9 protein-coding genes and 1 tRNA gene are annotated in these 15,973 nt (G+C 70.9%); 6 read left to right on the top strand and 4 right to left on the bottom strand.

Features of this window, described 5'->3' with window-relative positions; translation table 11 throughout:
* Positions 1 to 31 precede the first annotated feature (31 nt).
* From ACQZ13_RS11475 to sodC, 4 genes are all read left to right on the top strand, one after another.
* Positions 32 to 958: an SPFH domain-containing protein gene (locus ACQZ13_RS11475; protein ID WP_067274606.1), complete on the top strand. Its 927-nt coding sequence runs from the start codon at positions 32 to 34 to the stop codon at positions 956 to 958.
* A 102-nt stretch (positions 959 to 1,060) separates the two neighbouring features.
* Positions 1,061 to 1,151, top strand: a tRNA-Ser gene (locus ACQZ13_RS11470).
* Between the two features lie 103 nt (positions 1,152 to 1,254).
* A complete protein-coding gene (locus ACQZ13_RS11465; RefSeq protein ID WP_431052001.1) occupies positions 1,255 to 1,881 on the top strand; it encodes a LysE family translocator in 627 nt (208 codons plus the stop codon).
* A 66-nt stretch (positions 1,882 to 1,947) separates the two neighbouring features.
* Positions 1,948 to 2,475, top strand: coding sequence for a superoxide dismutase family protein (gene sodC / locus ACQZ13_RS11460; protein WP_088403768.1), 528 nt, complete (start codon positions 1,948 to 1,950; stop codon positions 2,473 to 2,475).
* Between the two features lie 80 nt (positions 2,476 to 2,555).
* Here the strand turns inward: sodC and ACQZ13_RS11455 are convergent, their stop codons facing one another.
* The 4 genes from ACQZ13_RS11455 to ACQZ13_RS11440 form a co-directional block, all read right to left on the bottom strand.
* Positions 2,556 to 3,641, bottom strand: a complete 1,086-nt coding sequence (locus ACQZ13_RS11455; protein ID WP_431051999.1) for a MauE/DoxX family redox-associated membrane protein — start codon at positions 3,639 to 3,641, stop codon at positions 2,556 to 2,558.
* 90 nt (positions 3,642 to 3,731) lie between these two features.
* Positions 3,732 to 4,799, bottom strand: coding sequence for a hypothetical protein (locus ACQZ13_RS11450; protein ID WP_431051995.1), 1,068 nt, complete (start codon positions 4,797 to 4,799; stop codon positions 3,732 to 3,734).
* Positions 4,800 to 4,822: 23 nt separating this feature from the next.
* Positions 4,823 to 5,566, bottom strand: a complete 744-nt coding sequence (locus ACQZ13_RS11445) for a hypothetical protein (RefSeq protein WP_088403765.1) — start codon at positions 5,564 to 5,566, stop codon at positions 4,823 to 4,825.
* 160 nt (positions 5,567 to 5,726) lie between these two features.
* Positions 5,727 to 6,305 (bottom strand): hypothetical protein, encoded by a 579-nt coding sequence (locus ACQZ13_RS11440; protein ID WP_431051993.1) that lies wholly within the window; start codon positions 6,303 to 6,305, stop codon positions 5,727 to 5,729.
* Between the two features lie 484 nt (positions 6,306 to 6,789).
* Between ACQZ13_RS11440 and ACQZ13_RS11435 the strand changes: the two genes are divergently transcribed.
* Positions 6,790 to 7,029, top strand: a complete 240-nt coding sequence (locus ACQZ13_RS11435; protein WP_431051991.1) for a hypothetical protein — start codon at positions 6,790 to 6,792, stop codon at positions 7,027 to 7,029.
* Positions 7,030 to 7,148: 119 nt separating this feature from the next.
* Entirely contained in the window at positions 7,149 to 15,899 is an 8,751-nt protein-coding gene (locus ACQZ13_RS11430) for a GH36-type glycosyl hydrolase domain-containing protein (RefSeq protein ID WP_431051989.1), read from the top strand.
* Positions 15,900 to 15,973 lie beyond the last annotated feature (74 nt).

Genomic DNA, 15,973 nt, shown 5'->3' with positions numbered 1-15,973 from the left:
CGGTTTCATTCCCCGGAAGAGAGCCCCGCTCATGGAAATCATCGCCCTGGTCATCTTGATCGTCGCCATCGTCTTCGTCATCCAGTCGGTGAAGGTGGTGCCCCAGCAGAACGCCTGGGTCGTGGAACGGCTCGGCAAGTACCACGGCACGCTGACGCCCGGCCTGAACATCCTGGTGCCCTTCGTGGACCGGCTGGCCTACAAGCATTCGCTCAAGGAGATCCCGCTGGACGTGCCCAGCCAGGTCTGCATCACGCGCGACAACACCCAGCTGACGGTGGACGGCATCCTGTACTTCCAGGTGACGGACGCGATGCGCGCCAGCTACGGCTCGAGCAACTACATCATCGCCATCACGCAGCTGGCGCAGACGACGCTGCGCTCGGTGATCGGCCGCATGGAGCTGGACCGGACCTTCGAGGAACGGGACGTGATCAACAGCTCGGTCGTGCAGGCGCTGGACGAGGCCGCGCTGAACTGGGGCGTGAAGGTGCTGCGTTACGAGATCAAGGACCTGACGCCGCCGGCGGAGATCCTGCGCTCGATGCAGGCGCAGATCACGGCGGAGCGCGAGAAGCGCGCGCTGATCGCGGCCTCGGAAGGCCGCCGCCAGGAGCAGATCAACATCGCGACGGGCGAACGCGAGGCGGCCATCGCCCGTTCCGAAGGTGAGAAGCAGGCCGAGATCAACAAGGCGCAGGGCGAGGCCGCGGCCATCCTGTCGGTGGCGGAGGCGAGCGCCGAGGCGATCCGCAAGGTCGCCGCGGCGATCCAGCAGCCCGGCGGCAGCGACGCGGTGCAGCTGAAGGTCGCGGAGAAGGCGGTCGAGGCCTTCTCGCAGCTCGCCCAGAAGAACAACACCATGATCGTGCCGGCCAACATGAGCGAGGTCTCCGGCCTGATCGGCACGGCGATGGCGCTGATCAAGAGCGACAAGGTGATCCAGCCGGGCCGCTGAGGACCGGGCAGCCCCCTGTCGGCGCCTTCTTCCGCCTCTGTGGCAACGACTCCCCGCAACTTTCATTTGGGGCAGAAAAACTGCGCTATGATGGCGGGCTTCGGAGAGATGGATGAGCGGTTTAAGTCGCACGCCTGGAAAGCGTGTGTAGGTTAATAGCCTACCGAGGGTTCGAATCCCTCTCTCTCCGCCAGACTTCCAGCGCAACGGGCCTCGAGTGATCGAGGCCCGTTTGCTTTTCCGGGCTCGCAGGCTCGCATCGGCGAAGGCGCCCAGGCGGACTATCATCCCGCCCCATGCTGACCTTCGAACAATTCTTCGGCTTCCTGCTCGCCGCCACGCTGATCACCGCGTCGCCGGGTCCCGACAACCTGATGGTGCTGGGCATGGGCGTGTCCAAGGGGCGTCGGCACGGCATGGCGTTCGGGCTCGGATGCGCGCTGGGCTGCCTGAGCCACACGGTGCTGGCCGCCATCGGCGTCAGCGCGCTGATCGCGGCCTCGCCGGTCGCCTTCACGGCGCTCAAGGTCTGCGGCGGGCTGTACCTGATCTGGCTTGGTTTCAAGGCGCTGCGCAGCCGCGGCGGCGCCACGGTGGGCGACGCCTCGCAGGTCGAGGACTCGCTCTCCCGCCTTTTCTTCAAGGGCGTCTTCGCCAACGCGATCAATCCGAAGGTCGTGCTGTTCTTCCTGTCCTTCCTGCCGCAGTTCGTCGTGCCGGCGCAGGGACACGTGGCCGCGCAGACCGCCTTGCTCGGTCTGACCTTCACGCTGCAGGCGGCCGTGCTGTTCGGACTGCTGGGCTACTTCGCCGGCGCGATCGGCCAATGGCTGCAGCGCAAGCCGCGTGCGGGGCTGTGGCTGGACCGCATCGCCGGCGCCGTGTTCGTCGCGCTGGGGCTGCGCCTGATCGTGTCGCGCTGACGAGGTCGTCCCGATGGGGGCATACGGATTGCCGTCCGTCCACACCCCCAAAATCAGGAGACTCGCATGACCCTTCGCCCCTTGCTGGCCGCCGCCCTGATGGCCTGCCTGCCCGTGACCGCCGCGCTCGCCGCCGAAGCCACCGTGACCTTGAAGGTCGCCACCCCGCAAGGCGAGGCCGGCCCGGTCGGCACCGTCACGATGGAGGATACGAAGTACGGCCTCGTGTTCACGCCCAAGCTCACCGGCCTGCCGCCGGGTCTGCACGGCTTCCATGTCCATGCGAATCCGTCCTGCGCCGCTGCGGACAAGGACGGCAAGCCCTCCCCCGCCGAAGCGGCCGGCGGCCATTTCGATCCGAAGAAGTCGGGCAAGCACGGCGAGCCCTGGGGCGACGGCCACCTGGGCGACCTGCCGCCGATGTTCGTCAACGGGGAAGGTGAAGCCACGCAACCCGTGCTCGCACCGCGCCTGAAGCTCGCGGACGTGAAGGGACACGCGCTGATGGTCCACGCGGGCGGCGACAACCATGCCGACCACCCGGCGCCGCTGGGCGGTGGCGGAGCCCGCATCGCCTGCGGCGTGATCCAGTGACCCTCGGATCCACTGATCTTTGAATTTACGGATCCCGGCGATCCGTCAGAACAGCCCCGGCTCCCGCCGGGGCTCGCCGATCACGCAGAAGCCAACGGCAACACGTGACCTTCGCCGTGCGTCAGCACCGGGGCGTCGTACAGCGCGCGGATCGCATCGCGTCCCACCGCCACCGTGCTCAGGATACGGCCGTCGGCGCCTACCCACAGCGCGCTCGGCGTGGCGATCACGCCGAAGAGCTGGTTGATGTCCTGACCCGACTGCAGCACCACGCGATCCGGCGCCAGGTTGTTGAAGGTCGTGCGATTCGACTCGGCCGTGCCGCTGCTGATGGTCAGCCAGTGCACCGCTTCGCCGTCCTGACGACGCCAGGACGCCATTTCCTTCATGACCTCGTGGCACGGCGCGCATTGCGGTCCGACGAAGACCAGCAGCTGCGACCCCGACTGCGCCACGTAGTCCGCCAGCGTGCGCGTGTTTCCCGCCACCGTCGGCGCGGCGAAGGCCGGCGCCGCCTGACCGACGTGCAGCACCTGGTTGGAGACCAGCGTCTCCAGGCTGGGCACGCCGCCCGCAGGCTCGATGCCGAGCGACTGCAGCCGCAGTTCCAGGTGATCGATCTTCAGCAGCAGGCGACCCTGCTGGCGCGCCAGATGCAGCACCAGCCAACCCAGCAGCCCCACCGCCAGCACCAGCACGGTCGAGAGCAAGACCTGCCCCCGCCCGCTGGACACCAGCGTGCCGGTCAACGATGCCGCACCTTCGGCCGCCAGCGCGCCGGACAGCAGCCAGGCGGCGAGCGCGACCAGCAGGCCGTTGCGCGCGACGCTGGCCCACGATATCGGCTGCGAGCGCGTCTGCCCGAAGCAGTTGCACGAGGGCTTGTTGCCCTGCGCCAGTTGCACGCCCATGGCCGCGGCGAACACGGCCAGCAGGCCGGCCGCCAGCGCGATGCCCAGCGCCGGCGCCCATGGCAGCACCACCAGCAGCGCGACCGCGAACTCCAGCAGCGGCAGCAGCCAGGCGCCGGAGCGCGCCAGCGCCGCCGGCACGCCGAAGCTGCGCAGCGCCTGCGCGGTCGCGTCCGGTTCCGCCAGCTTGGACCACGCCGCGAGCGCGAACACGCCCGCCAGGAACCAGCCTCCCAATACGATCAGGATGTCCACGATGCGTCTCCCTTCCTGTTCCGATGTCCGGTGTCGCCACCAATGGTTGCGCCCGGCCGAACGGCCGGGCGACGTGACTAGGCCCTGCGGTTATTTCGCCCGCATCTCGCCGGAGCCCTGCGCCGGACCCGCGGTCGTCATGCCGACGCTGGGCACCGAGGCCGAGCGGCTCGCCAGACTCGACCCGACCACGAAGCAGGGCCGGATGCAGATCGGCGTGGAGCCGCAGCAGGTCACGCTGACGCAGGCCCATCCCGACGGACAACCCGCGGAGGACGAGCAGGTCGGCAGCCCCGCGCACGACTGCGGCAGATGGCAGAAGCCGCGGCCCTCGATGGTCTGGAAGCAGACGCAACCCGGATCCTGGCAACTCGGCAGCGCGCCGCAGGTACCGCCGGGGCAGGTCGGGCAAGGCTGCGTGCCGCAGCAATCGCAACCGGCTTGCTGCGCGGCAGTGAAGGCGTCGCCGCCCGCGTTGTTGACCGCCTGGTAGTACGCCCCCGCCGCCGCCTTGCAGGCGCCGCGCTTGATCTTGTTGCTGTCCACCGAGATCGGCCCGACCTGCACCATGTTGACGGGATAGGCCGCGTCGCAGGAGCTGGTCATGCAGCTGTAGAAGGTGTTGTCGCAACCGGCCTTGGCCTGGTTGCACTCGCCGTAGCAGCAGTCGTGGCCGTTGCAGCAGCCCAGGAAGCTGGCCGCGCCGTATTGCGACGGGTACTGCGTGCCGCCCGCCGCGCCGCAGCCGTTGGGCGTGCAGCTGTAGCCGGGATGCGCCACCTTGTTCGGGCAGGCCGCGAGGTCCGCCACCGGATGCTTGTTGGCGATGGCGCCGCTGGGCAGGCAGCACTGCAGCGCGGGGTCGTAGAGCTGGCGACCGCACAGACAGTCCGCCGCCGCCTGCGCGGTGCGCGGCAGCAGGCCGCCGGCCAGCGTCGAGAACATGCCCAGCACCGACACCTTCAGCACGTCGCGGCGAGAGCCCTGGCTGCCCAGCGAGCGGGTGAAGTTGTCGAAGGCGTTGTCCGCCAGGTGCCCCTGGAGGTCGATCGCGTCATCCGATCGCAAGGCGGGCGAATCGCTGGCGGAAAACCCGCCCATGCCGCGCCGCAAGAGCGCGGCGACGCGTTGCCCGAAACCGAAGGTGCGTTCTGTCATGGATCACTCCTTGCCGTGGCGGCTCAAGTGCGCGACGGCGTCAGCGTGTAGTCGGCGGACACCTTGCCGGCGTCGTCGGCCGCGTGGTCCCAGGCGACCAGGCTCGCGCCGGTCGATTCGGAGCTCGTGCGCGGGCTCATCAGCTGGAAGCCGGCCAGGGTCGCGCCGGGCGCCACATGGTTGGGATACGGCGGCACCAGGTCCGAGGCGACCCAGGTCACGTAGGTCATGCCGTCGGTGTCCGCTTCCCAGCCCGCCGGCGTGCCCGTCACCGTCACCGGCGCGTTCACCGACAGCGACAGCGTCGCGATGTGCTGGCCGCTGCCCGCCGACTCGTTGTTGGTCAGCGCGTAGCTCCAGTAGTTGGGCGTGGTCGTGACCGCGAGCGAGGCGCGCAGCTCGTCGGCCGGGAAGCTCCCCGCCGCCGGCACCCGCACGTAGCGGCTGACGGTCAACCCGTAGGCCACGCCGGCGACGACGTAGGACCCGCGCACCGTCAGCAGCAGGTTGGCGTTGTCCACCAGTCCCGCGTCGGAGAAGCGACCGGCGAAGGTCGTCGACGACGAGGCCCCGAGCGTGCCCAGGAAGATGGGCGCGTTGGGCGGGCTCTGCCGCGTCGCGCTGCCGTAGGTGATGCTGGTGATCTGCACGCCCTGGAGCGCGGATTCGCCGATGTTCATCAACGGGATGTTCAACCTCACCTGACCGGCGAAGCGCTGGATGAATGGCGCGCCGAGGGTCACGCGCGCGGAGACGACTGTGGCCATGCCTGCCCCTTGTGATGTCTCGAAGAGAGTCGAGGAAAGTCGAAATGGACCCGTCGTGCCGGGCGCGTCCGGGGATGCCTGAAAGCCGGTCGCTGCGGGGGACGGGAGAGGGAACCGGAGAGAAGAACGGCCGGTGGCGTGATCCGCCGGCCGTCCGTGCTCAGGCGCCTGCGAGCGGACCGGAAGGCGGGTCCCGGCGATGGACGCGTCGCACGACCAGCGGCACCAGCGCGATCAACGCCAGGGCGAGCGTGCCGGGTTCAGGCACGTCGCTCGCCGCCGCGGCCCGCACCAGCACCGCCACGGACACCTCGTCGGCGAAGTTGCCGTTGATGTCCGACAGCAGGATGGAGAGGTTGAAGTTCAGGTCCGCGAGCAGGTCCGGCAGCGTCGCGATCATCAGCAGGTCCAGGACCGGGCTGATGGTGCGATCGGGGATCGCCACCTCGGGGTCGCCCAGCAGCGGCGTCACGTCCACGAAGGGGAACGGATAGCCGCTGAGGGACAGGAAGAAGTCCGTGGTCAGCAGCGGGCCGCCGCTGATGTTGGTGATCTGGCCGGTGATCACGAAGCTGTCGCCGGCGTCCAGGACCACCGAGGTCTGGGTCGTCGACAGCGTGATCGGCGCGGCCGCGGCCGGCGCGGCGGACAACCCCAGCAAGCCGGCCGAGGAGGCCGCGACCAGGAGCAGTCGGGTGAAGGCGCGTCGGCCTCGTTGAAGCCAGGCGATGGCGGTCATGGTCATCCTCCGGGGCGCCTGCGGGGCGCCGGGTTGCGATGCGAGTGCTGCAAAGTCTAGGAGTCGCGACCGGCCCCGCGCACCCCCTATCCCGTAAGCGGGGACAGCCCCCCTCATTCAGGGCAGCCTGCCCGGGAAGCCCCTGTTCATCGGGCCTCCGGCGCATCCCGTCTCCTCTGGAGAGCGCAGTGCCGCCGCCTCTTCGCAGGGCCTCCGCGCCCTCCTCCCGCGGACGGCGCAAGGGACAGCCGCGACCATCGCCCCGGTGACAGGCAGGGACAGGGCGGCGTCCCATCAAGGGACAAAGCAGGGACAGGAAGGGTCTTCACGCGCAGTTGACATCGCGCTCGAATTCATGCCTCGGCATGGGTATTTGGAAGGCCGTCAGCAGCCGTCGCACGGATTGCTTGCGCAGGCATGGTGCTTGCCAGTTTGAAACGTCCGGTTTCAGACCGCTTCATCCACTTGCAGAGAGGTTCCCACCATGAACAGCCCAGTCGGCCCGCTCAGCCCGATCGTTCCGGTCGGTGCGGTCGGCACCGCCGTCCCGCACCACTACGACCAGGCGCTGCAGCGCCACCTGATCCAGTGCGCGAAGGCCCGAGGGCGATGGTTCGGCGTCGCTCTGCTCGCTGAACGTGCGCGGGGTCTGGTCCTGCCCCGGCTGGCCACCACGGCCGCCCTCAGCGCCATCACCTTCGGCCTGTTTGCCCACTGGCTATGACCGAAGTCCGGAGCGCGAACGACTCACACCGACCTCCGGCCCATCCGCCGGAGGCCCCGTCGAACCGCTCCGCCGAGCCGGGGACGGATCCCTCCCCGGAAATTGCGGAAGAACTTGCGTTGCTCGACCCGGCGCTCGGCACGATCGAGCCGCCGGTGCGGTCCGTGCTGTTCGGCCTGGCGCGCTTCGAGCAGCACGGGCGCAGCCTCGCGCAGGCGCAGGCGGTCCAGGGCACGGCCGGTGCCGGCCAGTTCTTCCCGCGGCTGGACGACAACGTCGCCATGCTGCAGCAGACGCGGCGCCTGATCGAGAAACGCCATCGCGACTTCCGCCACCTCGGCGCCGCCGGCAAATGGCTGCTGGACAACGCCGCGCTGATCGACGAACAGACCCATCAGGTGCGTCGCGGCCTGCCGCGCGGTTTCTTCCGATTGCTGCCGCGTCTGCGCGACGAGCCGCTCGCGGGCCTGCCCCGCATCTACGGCATCGCCTGGGCCTGGGTGGCGCACACCGACGGCGGCTTCGACACCGAACTGCTGGCCGCCTATCTGCGCGCGTACCAGGACGAGCGCGCGCTGTCGCTGGCCGAGCTCTGGGCGCTGCCGACGACGCTGCGCGTCGTGCTGGTCGAGAACCTGCGCCGGCTGGCCGAGCGCTTCGCCACGCTGCAGGCCGCGCGCGACGTCGTCCACCACTGGTACGACGGTCATCCGACCGATGCCGGCATCGAGGCCATCACGCGGCTGGAGCCGCGCATGAAGGAACGCGGCGTCGTCGAGGCCTTCTGGCTGCAACTCGACCATCGACTCGAGGAACTGCCGCAACCGCTGATGGGCGAGCTGGCCGCGTGGCTCAGCACCCGGCTGCCGGCGCCCGCGCAGGCGCTCGCGCGGCAGCAGGACGAATCGATCCGCGACCTGCAGAGCATCCGCAACGCGATCACCGCGCTGCGGCGCATCGACCAGACCGACTGGCGCCGCCTGATCCAGACCGTCAGCCCGGTGATGCAGACGCTGGGGCAGTCGCCGGTGTTCGCCGCCGAGGCCGCGGACACGCAGGACATGACGCTGCATGAGATCGAGGAACTCGCGCGCAAGTGCGAGAAGAGCGAGCTCGACATCGCGCGCCAGCTGCTGGAACTGACGCAGCGCGCGGGCCCGCCGCAGGACGGCGAACCCGACCGCCGCAGCGCACCGATCTACTGGTGGCGCGGCGCCGGCCGGCCGACGTTGCTCGCGGCGCTCGGCCTGCAGGAGCGCCGCTGGCCGCCACACGACACCGCGCCCGGCCAGCGCTGGGCGGCGGTCGCCTACCTCGGCGGTCTGGCGCTGCTGGGTCTGCTCGGTCTGTACTGGCTGATGAGCCAGGCCCGTCCCGGCGCTGCGACCTGGCTGTTGTGGACCGCCGCCGTGCTGGCCGCCGGTCCGATCAGCGAAGCCGTCGTGGCCTTGACGAACCGCTGGATCAGCGAGCTCGCCCGCCCCGCGCGACTGCCTCGCCTGGACTTCTCGACCGGCCTGCCCGACGCGGAACGCACGCTGGTCGTGATGCCGGTGCTGCTGCCCAACGAGGACGCCATCGCGCCGCTCATCGCGCAGCTGGAACAGCACCACCTGGCGAATCCCGAGCGCCTCGTGCAGTTCGCGCTGCTCAGCGATCATTCCGATGCCTACGAGGAACACCAGACCGGCGACACGATGATCGTCGTCACCGCGGCGGACGCGATCTCGGCGCTCAACGAGCGCCACGGGCCGCTGGCCGACGGCCGGCCGCGCTTCCTGTTCCTGCACCGCCAGCGCGAATGGTCCTCGACCGAGCGCCGCTGGATCGGCTGGGAGCGAAAGCGCGGCAAGATCGAGCTGCTGCTGCGCACGCTGGCGACGCCCGCCGGCACCTCGCCCTTCGTCGAGTTCGGCGAGCTGTCCCGTCCCGCCCCCGGCGTGCGCCACCTGATCACGCTGGACGCCGACACCGACATGCCGCCGGGCCGCCTGCGCGCGCTGGTCGGCACCGCCGCACACCCGATGAACCGTCCCCGCGTCGACGCCGCCAGCCGCCGCGTCGTCGAGGGCTACGCCATCCTGCAACCGCGCGTGCTCGCGCCCATGCCGGACGACAAGGAAAGCACGCCGTACCACCGCCTGTTCGTCGGCCAGTTCGGCATCGATCCGTACAGCGCGGTCAGTTCGGAGATCTTCCAGGACCTGTTCGGCGAAGGCAGCTTCACCGGCAAGGGCCTGCTCGACGTGCGCGCCTGTCATGCGGTGCTGGATGCACGCCTGCCCGAGGGTCAGGTCTTGAGCCACGACCTGCTGGAAGGCAGCATCGCGCGTTGCGCCGGCGTCTCCGACATCTCGCTGGTCGAGGACTCGCCGATGCATGCGGACGTCTCGCATGCGCGGCTGCACCGCTGGACGCGCGGCGACTGGCAGCTGCTGCCCTTCATCGCGCGCGCCGGCCGCTACGGCATTCCGCCGATCAACCGCTGGAAGCTGATCGACAACCTGCGCCGCTCGCTGGTCGCGCCGATGTCGCTGGGCCTGATGCTACTGGTGCTGGGCACGGAGGTCCTGCCCTTCGGCCTGACGCTGGCGGTCGTCGCCGCCGCCTTCGCGGTCGGACCGCTGGTCGGCGCGCTCGCCGGGCTGGTGCCAAGCCGCGACGGCCTGGCGCGCCGGCATTTCTATCGCGAGACCGCGCTCGACCTGCGCCGTGCGCTCGGCCTGGCGGTCTGGCATGTCGCGCTGCTGCTGCATCTGTCGCTGCTCTACCTCGACGCCATCGGTCGCGCGCTGTGGCGCCAGACTGTCTCGGGCCGGCGCCTGCTCGAATGGACGACGGCCGCGGCCGCGCAGGCTGCGGCCAAGCGCGAACTGCCGGCACTGGTCCGCCAGCATCTGCGCGTGCCGATCGCGGCTGCGGTGCTCGGCGGCGTGCTGGCGATCGCCGCGCTCTCCGGCGCACCGGTGAGCGGCACGGCCGCCCTGATGCTGCTGGTCGTGTGGGCGCTCTCCCCGCTGTGGATCTGGTGGGCCAGCGCACCGCGGGCGACGCTGCTGCAGCGCGAAGCCGAGCTGGATCCGCAGGGCCGCGACTACCTGTGGCAGCTCGCGCGCGACACCTGGCGCTTCTACGACACGCACGTCGGCGCCGCCGACAACCACCTGCCGCCGGACAACGTGCAGTTGACGCCGCACCTGCTGGTGGCGCACCGCACCTCGCCGACCAACATCGGCCTGTACCTGCTGACCGTCGCCTGCGCGCGCGAGATGGGCTTCATCGGCGTGGTGGCGATGACGGAGCGGCTGTCGGCGACGCTGGACACGCTCGAACGCCTGCCGCGCTGGCACGGCCATTTCTACAACTGGTACGACACCGAGTCGCTGGTCGTCCTGGCGCCGGGCTACGTGTCGGCGGTCGACAGCGGCAACTGCTCGGCGCATCTGCTGACGGTGGCCCGTGCCTGTGAACTGGCGGCGGAGATGACGCCCGACCAGCTTGCGCAGGCGCCGCGTGACGCGCTCGCGAAGACGCTGCACCGGCTGCGTGTCATGCAGCCGCCGCTGGCCAACGACGGCGTGCTGGGCGCGGGCGCCTCGCTGGTGGCCGCGTTGATCGATCCGCGCAACGCCGAAGCCGGTGCTGAAGAGCAGCAGGCCGTGCTGCGCATGCAGGTCGCGGCGGCGCGGGCGGAGCTCGACGGGCTCGCCACGGCGGAGCACTACGAGGCCCCCGCGGCGCACTGGCTGCTGCGCGACCTCATCGCGCAGCTGGACTCCTTCTGGCGCGACCACGGCGCGGCGTTCGCCGAGTCGCGGCAGCGGCTGCGCGAACTCGCGCAGCGCGCGCGCCGGCTCGGCCTGGAGGCGGACTACCGCCCGCTGTTCGATCCCGAACGCCGCCTGCTGCGCATCGGCTGGCGCGGCGACGCGCAGCAGCTCGACGAGAACCACTACGACCTGCTCGCCAGCGAGGCGCGCCTCACCAGCCTGATCGCGATCGCCAAGGGCGACCTGCCGCCGGAGCACTGGCGCTCGCTGGGGCGGCCGTTCTTCTCGCGCGACGGGGCCGGCAGCGGGGCGGGAAGCGGGATGGGAGATTCGCTCGGCCTGAAGTCGTGGACCGGCTCGATGTTCGAGTATCTGATGCCGTCCCTGGTGCTGCGCGAGCCGGCCAACAGCGCGCTGGGCCGGGCGATCCGCACGGCGGTGGCCGAGCAGCGCTTCGAGGCGCGCGACAAGGGCACGCCGTGGGGCATCTCGGAATCGGCGATCGCCGGCCAGGACCACACCCTCGCCTACCAGTACGGACCGCAGGGCGTGCAGACGCTGGCCCTGGCGCGGCTGGCCGTCGACGAACGCGTGCTGGCACCTTACGCGGCCGTGATGGCGGCGATCGTCGCGCCGGTGCGGGTCGTGGCCAACCTGCAGGACTTCGAGCGCCTGGGCGCGCGTGGCGCGTTCGGCTTCATCGAGGCGGTGGACTACACGCCGCAGCGGCAGACCGCCGGCGCGGGATTCACGCTGGTGCAGACCTACATGGCGCACCACCAGGCGATGGGGTTCGTCGCGCTCACCAACCTGCTGGCCGACGACGCGCCGCGCCGCTGGCTGATGAGCGATCCGCATGTGAAGGCCGTCGCGACGCTGCTGCACGAGCGCGCGCCGCGCGAAGTGGCGCCGCTGTCGACCGCGGCGACGGATGCCACGCCGCGCTCGCGCCAGGTGCGCAAGACGCGCATGGTGCGCGAGAGCGAGCCGCTGAACGAGACCTTGCCGCTGACGCACATGCTGACCAACGGCCGCTACTCGGTGGTGCTGCGCAGCCACGGCGGCGGCTACAGCAACTGGGACGGCGTGTCGGTGACCCGCTGGCGCGACGACCTGCTGCGCGACCAGCACGGCAGCTTCACGATGCTGCGCCGCGCGGGCGAGGACGACTGGTTCAGCAACACCGCCCGCCCGGCGCCGGATCCGCGCGCCCGCTACGAGGCGCGCATGCAGGCCGAGCGCGTGCTGTTCGAGGCCGCGTGGCCCGACCTGCACAGCTGCACCACGGTGTGGGTGAGCCCCGAGGACGACTGCGAGCTGCGCCAGGTCGAGCTCACGAACCGCGGCTCGCAGCCGCTGGCGCTGGACCTGGTCTCGTCCTTCGAAGCGACGCTCGCGCCGCAGCGCGGCGACGAGGCGCATCCGGCCTTCTCCAATCTCTTCATCCAGGCCCGCTGGGACGAGGCGGAACACGCGTTGCACCTGCGGCGCCGGCCGCGCTTGTTCGACGAGGCCGCGATGCGCGCGGTGTTCTTCCTCGCCGGTGTCGACGGCGGCAGCGCCTGCGCCAAGGGGCCGCGACGCGACGGCGACACCTCGGAATGCCGGCCCGACGGCTACACGCTGCGCGAGGTCCTGCCGATCGCCGACCGCGGACGCTGGCTGGGCCGCTACGGCAGTTCGACGCGACCGGTCGGCGATGCGCGGCCGGAGTTCGTCGATGACGAGGCCGACGTCACCGCCGCCGGCGAACCGGGCCGGCTGCTCGACACCGGCCTGGACCCGATCGCCGGCCTGCGCGTCGGCCTGGACCTGGCGCCGGGTGCGACGGTGCGACTGACCTTCTGCACGGCCGCCTCGCGCGACGGCGACCTGCTGCGCGCGCTGGTCGACAAGTACCGGCAGTCGGCGCATGTGGAGCGCTCGGCCTCGATGTCGCACACGATGGGCGGCATCCGGCTGCGGGAGCTGCAGTTCGACACCGCGACCTGGGGCGCGCTGCTGCAGCTCAACACGCTGGTCACCGGCCAGGCGGTGCGCGAGCCCGCGCATGTCCGCGAGCCGCGCGGCCGCTGCGACCGCCGCGCGCTGTACCGCTTCGGCATCTCCGGCGACCGGCCGATCATCATGGTCACCATCACCGGCGAGGAAGGCATCGACCTGATCCGCGCGCTGAAGAAGGCGCTGCGCATGTGGACCACGCATGCGGTCGGCGTCGATCTCGTCGTGCTGAACGAGGAACCGTCCTCGTACAACGCCCCCGTCCAGCAGACGCTGCAGGCCCTGCAGGCGCGGCTGCAAGGCCAGGCGCAAGGTCGGCCCGGGCATCTGTGCTCGGCGCTGCACGTGCTGCGCGACGGCGACCTGCAGCCCGACGAGCGATTCACGCTGCAGACGTTGACGCGGTTGCGGCTGCAGGCCGACGGACGCCCGCTGTCGCAGCAACTCGAACGCTGGATCGAGGACACGGCGCCGACCAACGAGTCGCAGCGGCTGCCGGTGGCGCACGCGCTGGCCGAACGGCCCCGGCCGGAAGCCACGTCGCGTCCGCCGGAAGGCCGCTTCGATCCGGACCACGGCGGCTTCTCCTTCGAGGTCTCGCCGGAGCGGCACCCGTCCAAGCCGTGGGTGAACGTGCTGGCGAACCGCGACTTCGGCTGCCAGGTCACCGAGATCGCCGCCGGCTACACCTGGGCCGGCAACAGCCGGATGCACCAGGTCACGCCGTGGTCCAACGACCCGCTGATCGATCCGCCCGGGGAGTGGCTGCTGCTGCACGACCTGGACAACGACCGCGTCTGGCCGCTCGGCCGGCAACTGCGCCGCGAGGCGCCGATGTCGATCGAGCACGGCATCGGCTACTCGCGCAGCCGGCAGCAGCTGGACGATCTCCAGGTGGAACTGTGCTGGTGCGTCGACCGCGACGCCTCGGTCAAGCAGGTGCAGGTGCGCATCGACTCGGGGGCGCGGACCCGGCGCCGGCTGCGGCTGGTCGCGCTGGCCGAATGGCAGCTCGGCAGCGCGCGAGGCGAGCGCCTCTCGGTAACGACGCACAACGACTGGCTGACGGTCGGCGAGCTCGGCGCGGGGCTGCCTCAGCCGGAACGCGCGCTCGCGCTGCAGGCGACGCAGCTCGACCACCTCGGAGGCTTCGGCGACGCGACGGCGGCGTTGTGCATCCGGCCGCGGCAACGCGGCGACAGCAGCGATGCACGCCACGCTGGCGGTACAGGCGCTACGCCCTTCGGCGATGCCGGTGAGGTTCGCGTGCGGCTCGACCAGCAGGACTGGACCTGCGATCGCCGGGAGTTCTTCGACAGCGCCGGCCGCATGGTGCTCCCGAAGGCGTTGAGCCGTCGCAGCGGCAGCGGACTCGACGCCTGCGCCGCGCTGTCGGCGCGGCTGGAGCTCGACGCCTCGCAGCCGGCGGAGTTGACCGTGCTGCTGGGTCACGCGCCTTCGCCGGAGGCCGCCCATGCGCTGATGGAATCCGCGTGGAAGGTCGATCCTGCGGTGCGTCTGGATCGCCAGCGCCGGCAGTGGCCGGAACTGCTGGGCGGTCTGCAGGTCTCGACGCCGGATCCGCGCTTCGACGCGCTGACCAACCATTGGCTGCCGTACCAGACGCTGGTTTGCCGCATGTGGGCGCGCGCCGGCTTCTACCAGGCGGGCGGCGCCTTCGGTTATCGCGACCAGTTGCAGGACGCGATGGCGCTGACGGACGTCGCGCCGCAGCTGCTGGCCGACCAGATCCGTCGCAGCGCGGCGCGGCAGTTCCCCGAAGGCGACGTGCAGCACTGGTGGCACGAACCGGGTGGCGCCGGCGTGCGGACGCATTTCTCGGACGACCGGTTGTGGCTGCCGTATGCGCTGGCGCACTACCTGGTCCGCACCGGCGACCTGAGCCTGCTGGAGGACGCGGTGCCCTTCCTCAACGGGCAGCAGGTGCCCGAGGGTGCGGAGGACATCTACGAGAGCCCGCGCACCGACGGCCCGACGGTCTCGGTCTACGAGCACGCGGCCCGCGCGATCGACCGCAGCCTGGACAGCGGCCAGCACGGTCTGCCGCTGTTCGGGACCGGCGACTGGAACGACGGCATGAACCGCGTCGGCCATGAGGGCAAGGGCGAATCGGTCTGGATGGCGTGGTTCCTGGCGCAGGTGATCGAGGACTTCGCGCCGGTCGCGACCGCGCGCGGCGAGCATGAACGCGTGCAGCGCTGGAAGGCGGCGCGCGACGGCTGGATCGCGGCGCTGGACGGCCCCGGCTGGGACGGGCAGTGGTACCGGCGCGGCTTCTTCGACGACGGCTCGCCGCTGGGGTCGTCCGAGAACGCCGAGTGCAAGATCGACCTGATCGCGCAGAGCTGGTCGGTGCTGACCGCCGCGGCCGATCCCGCGCATGCGCGTCAGGCGATGGCGAGCGCCTGCGCGCACCTGCTCGATCCGGTGGCGAAGCTGGCGCGACTGCTGCATCCGCCGCTGGCGATGGCGCAGCCGAGCGCGGGCTACATCCAGTCCTATGCGCCGGGCGTGCGCGAGAACGGCGGCCAGTACAACCATGCGGCAGTATGGGCGCTGATGGCGCTGGCGCGGCTGGGGCAGCGCGACACGATGTGGCAGGTCTACACGGGGCTGAGCCCGGCGCACCGCTGGGCCGATCCGCGGCTCGGACCGACCTATGCGATCGAGCCCTACGTGATGGCCGGCGACATCTACTCGCATGCGCCCTGGGTCGGGCGCGGCGGATGGAGCTGGTACAGCGGCTCGGCGGGCTGGCTGCTGCGGGCGTCGCTGGAATCGATCTGCGGCGTCGTGGTCGAGCAGGGCCGGTTGCGCGTCGACGCCTGCCTGCCGGTGCACTGGGACCAGGCCGAGGTGCGCATCCGCCACGAGGACCGCTGGCTGCGCATCATCGTCTGCGCCAACGAGACGGCCTGCCGCGCCGCGCAGACACGCGAGCCCGGCGCGCGACGCGAGAACGCGGGCGAGTCGATCGAGCTGTCGTCGCTGTCGCCGGACCAAGCGCTGGTCGTCGTCAGCGTGCCGGAGATGGTGCGGCTGCCGGAGGCGGATGCGCTTCGTACGACGGGGCGCTGAGGCGCAGGGGTTCAGCTTTTCCACCGCCGCTGGCCCTCACCCCCACCCTCTCCCGCAGTGCGGGAGAGGGAGCC

It is taken from the genome of Roseateles sp. L2-2 (genome assembly GCF_050613215.1).
GTDB classification, from domain to species: domain Bacteria; phylum Pseudomonadota; class Gammaproteobacteria; order Burkholderiales; family Burkholderiaceae_C; genus Roseateles; species Roseateles noduli.
This window is presented reverse-complemented; position numbering and strand designations above follow the sequence as displayed.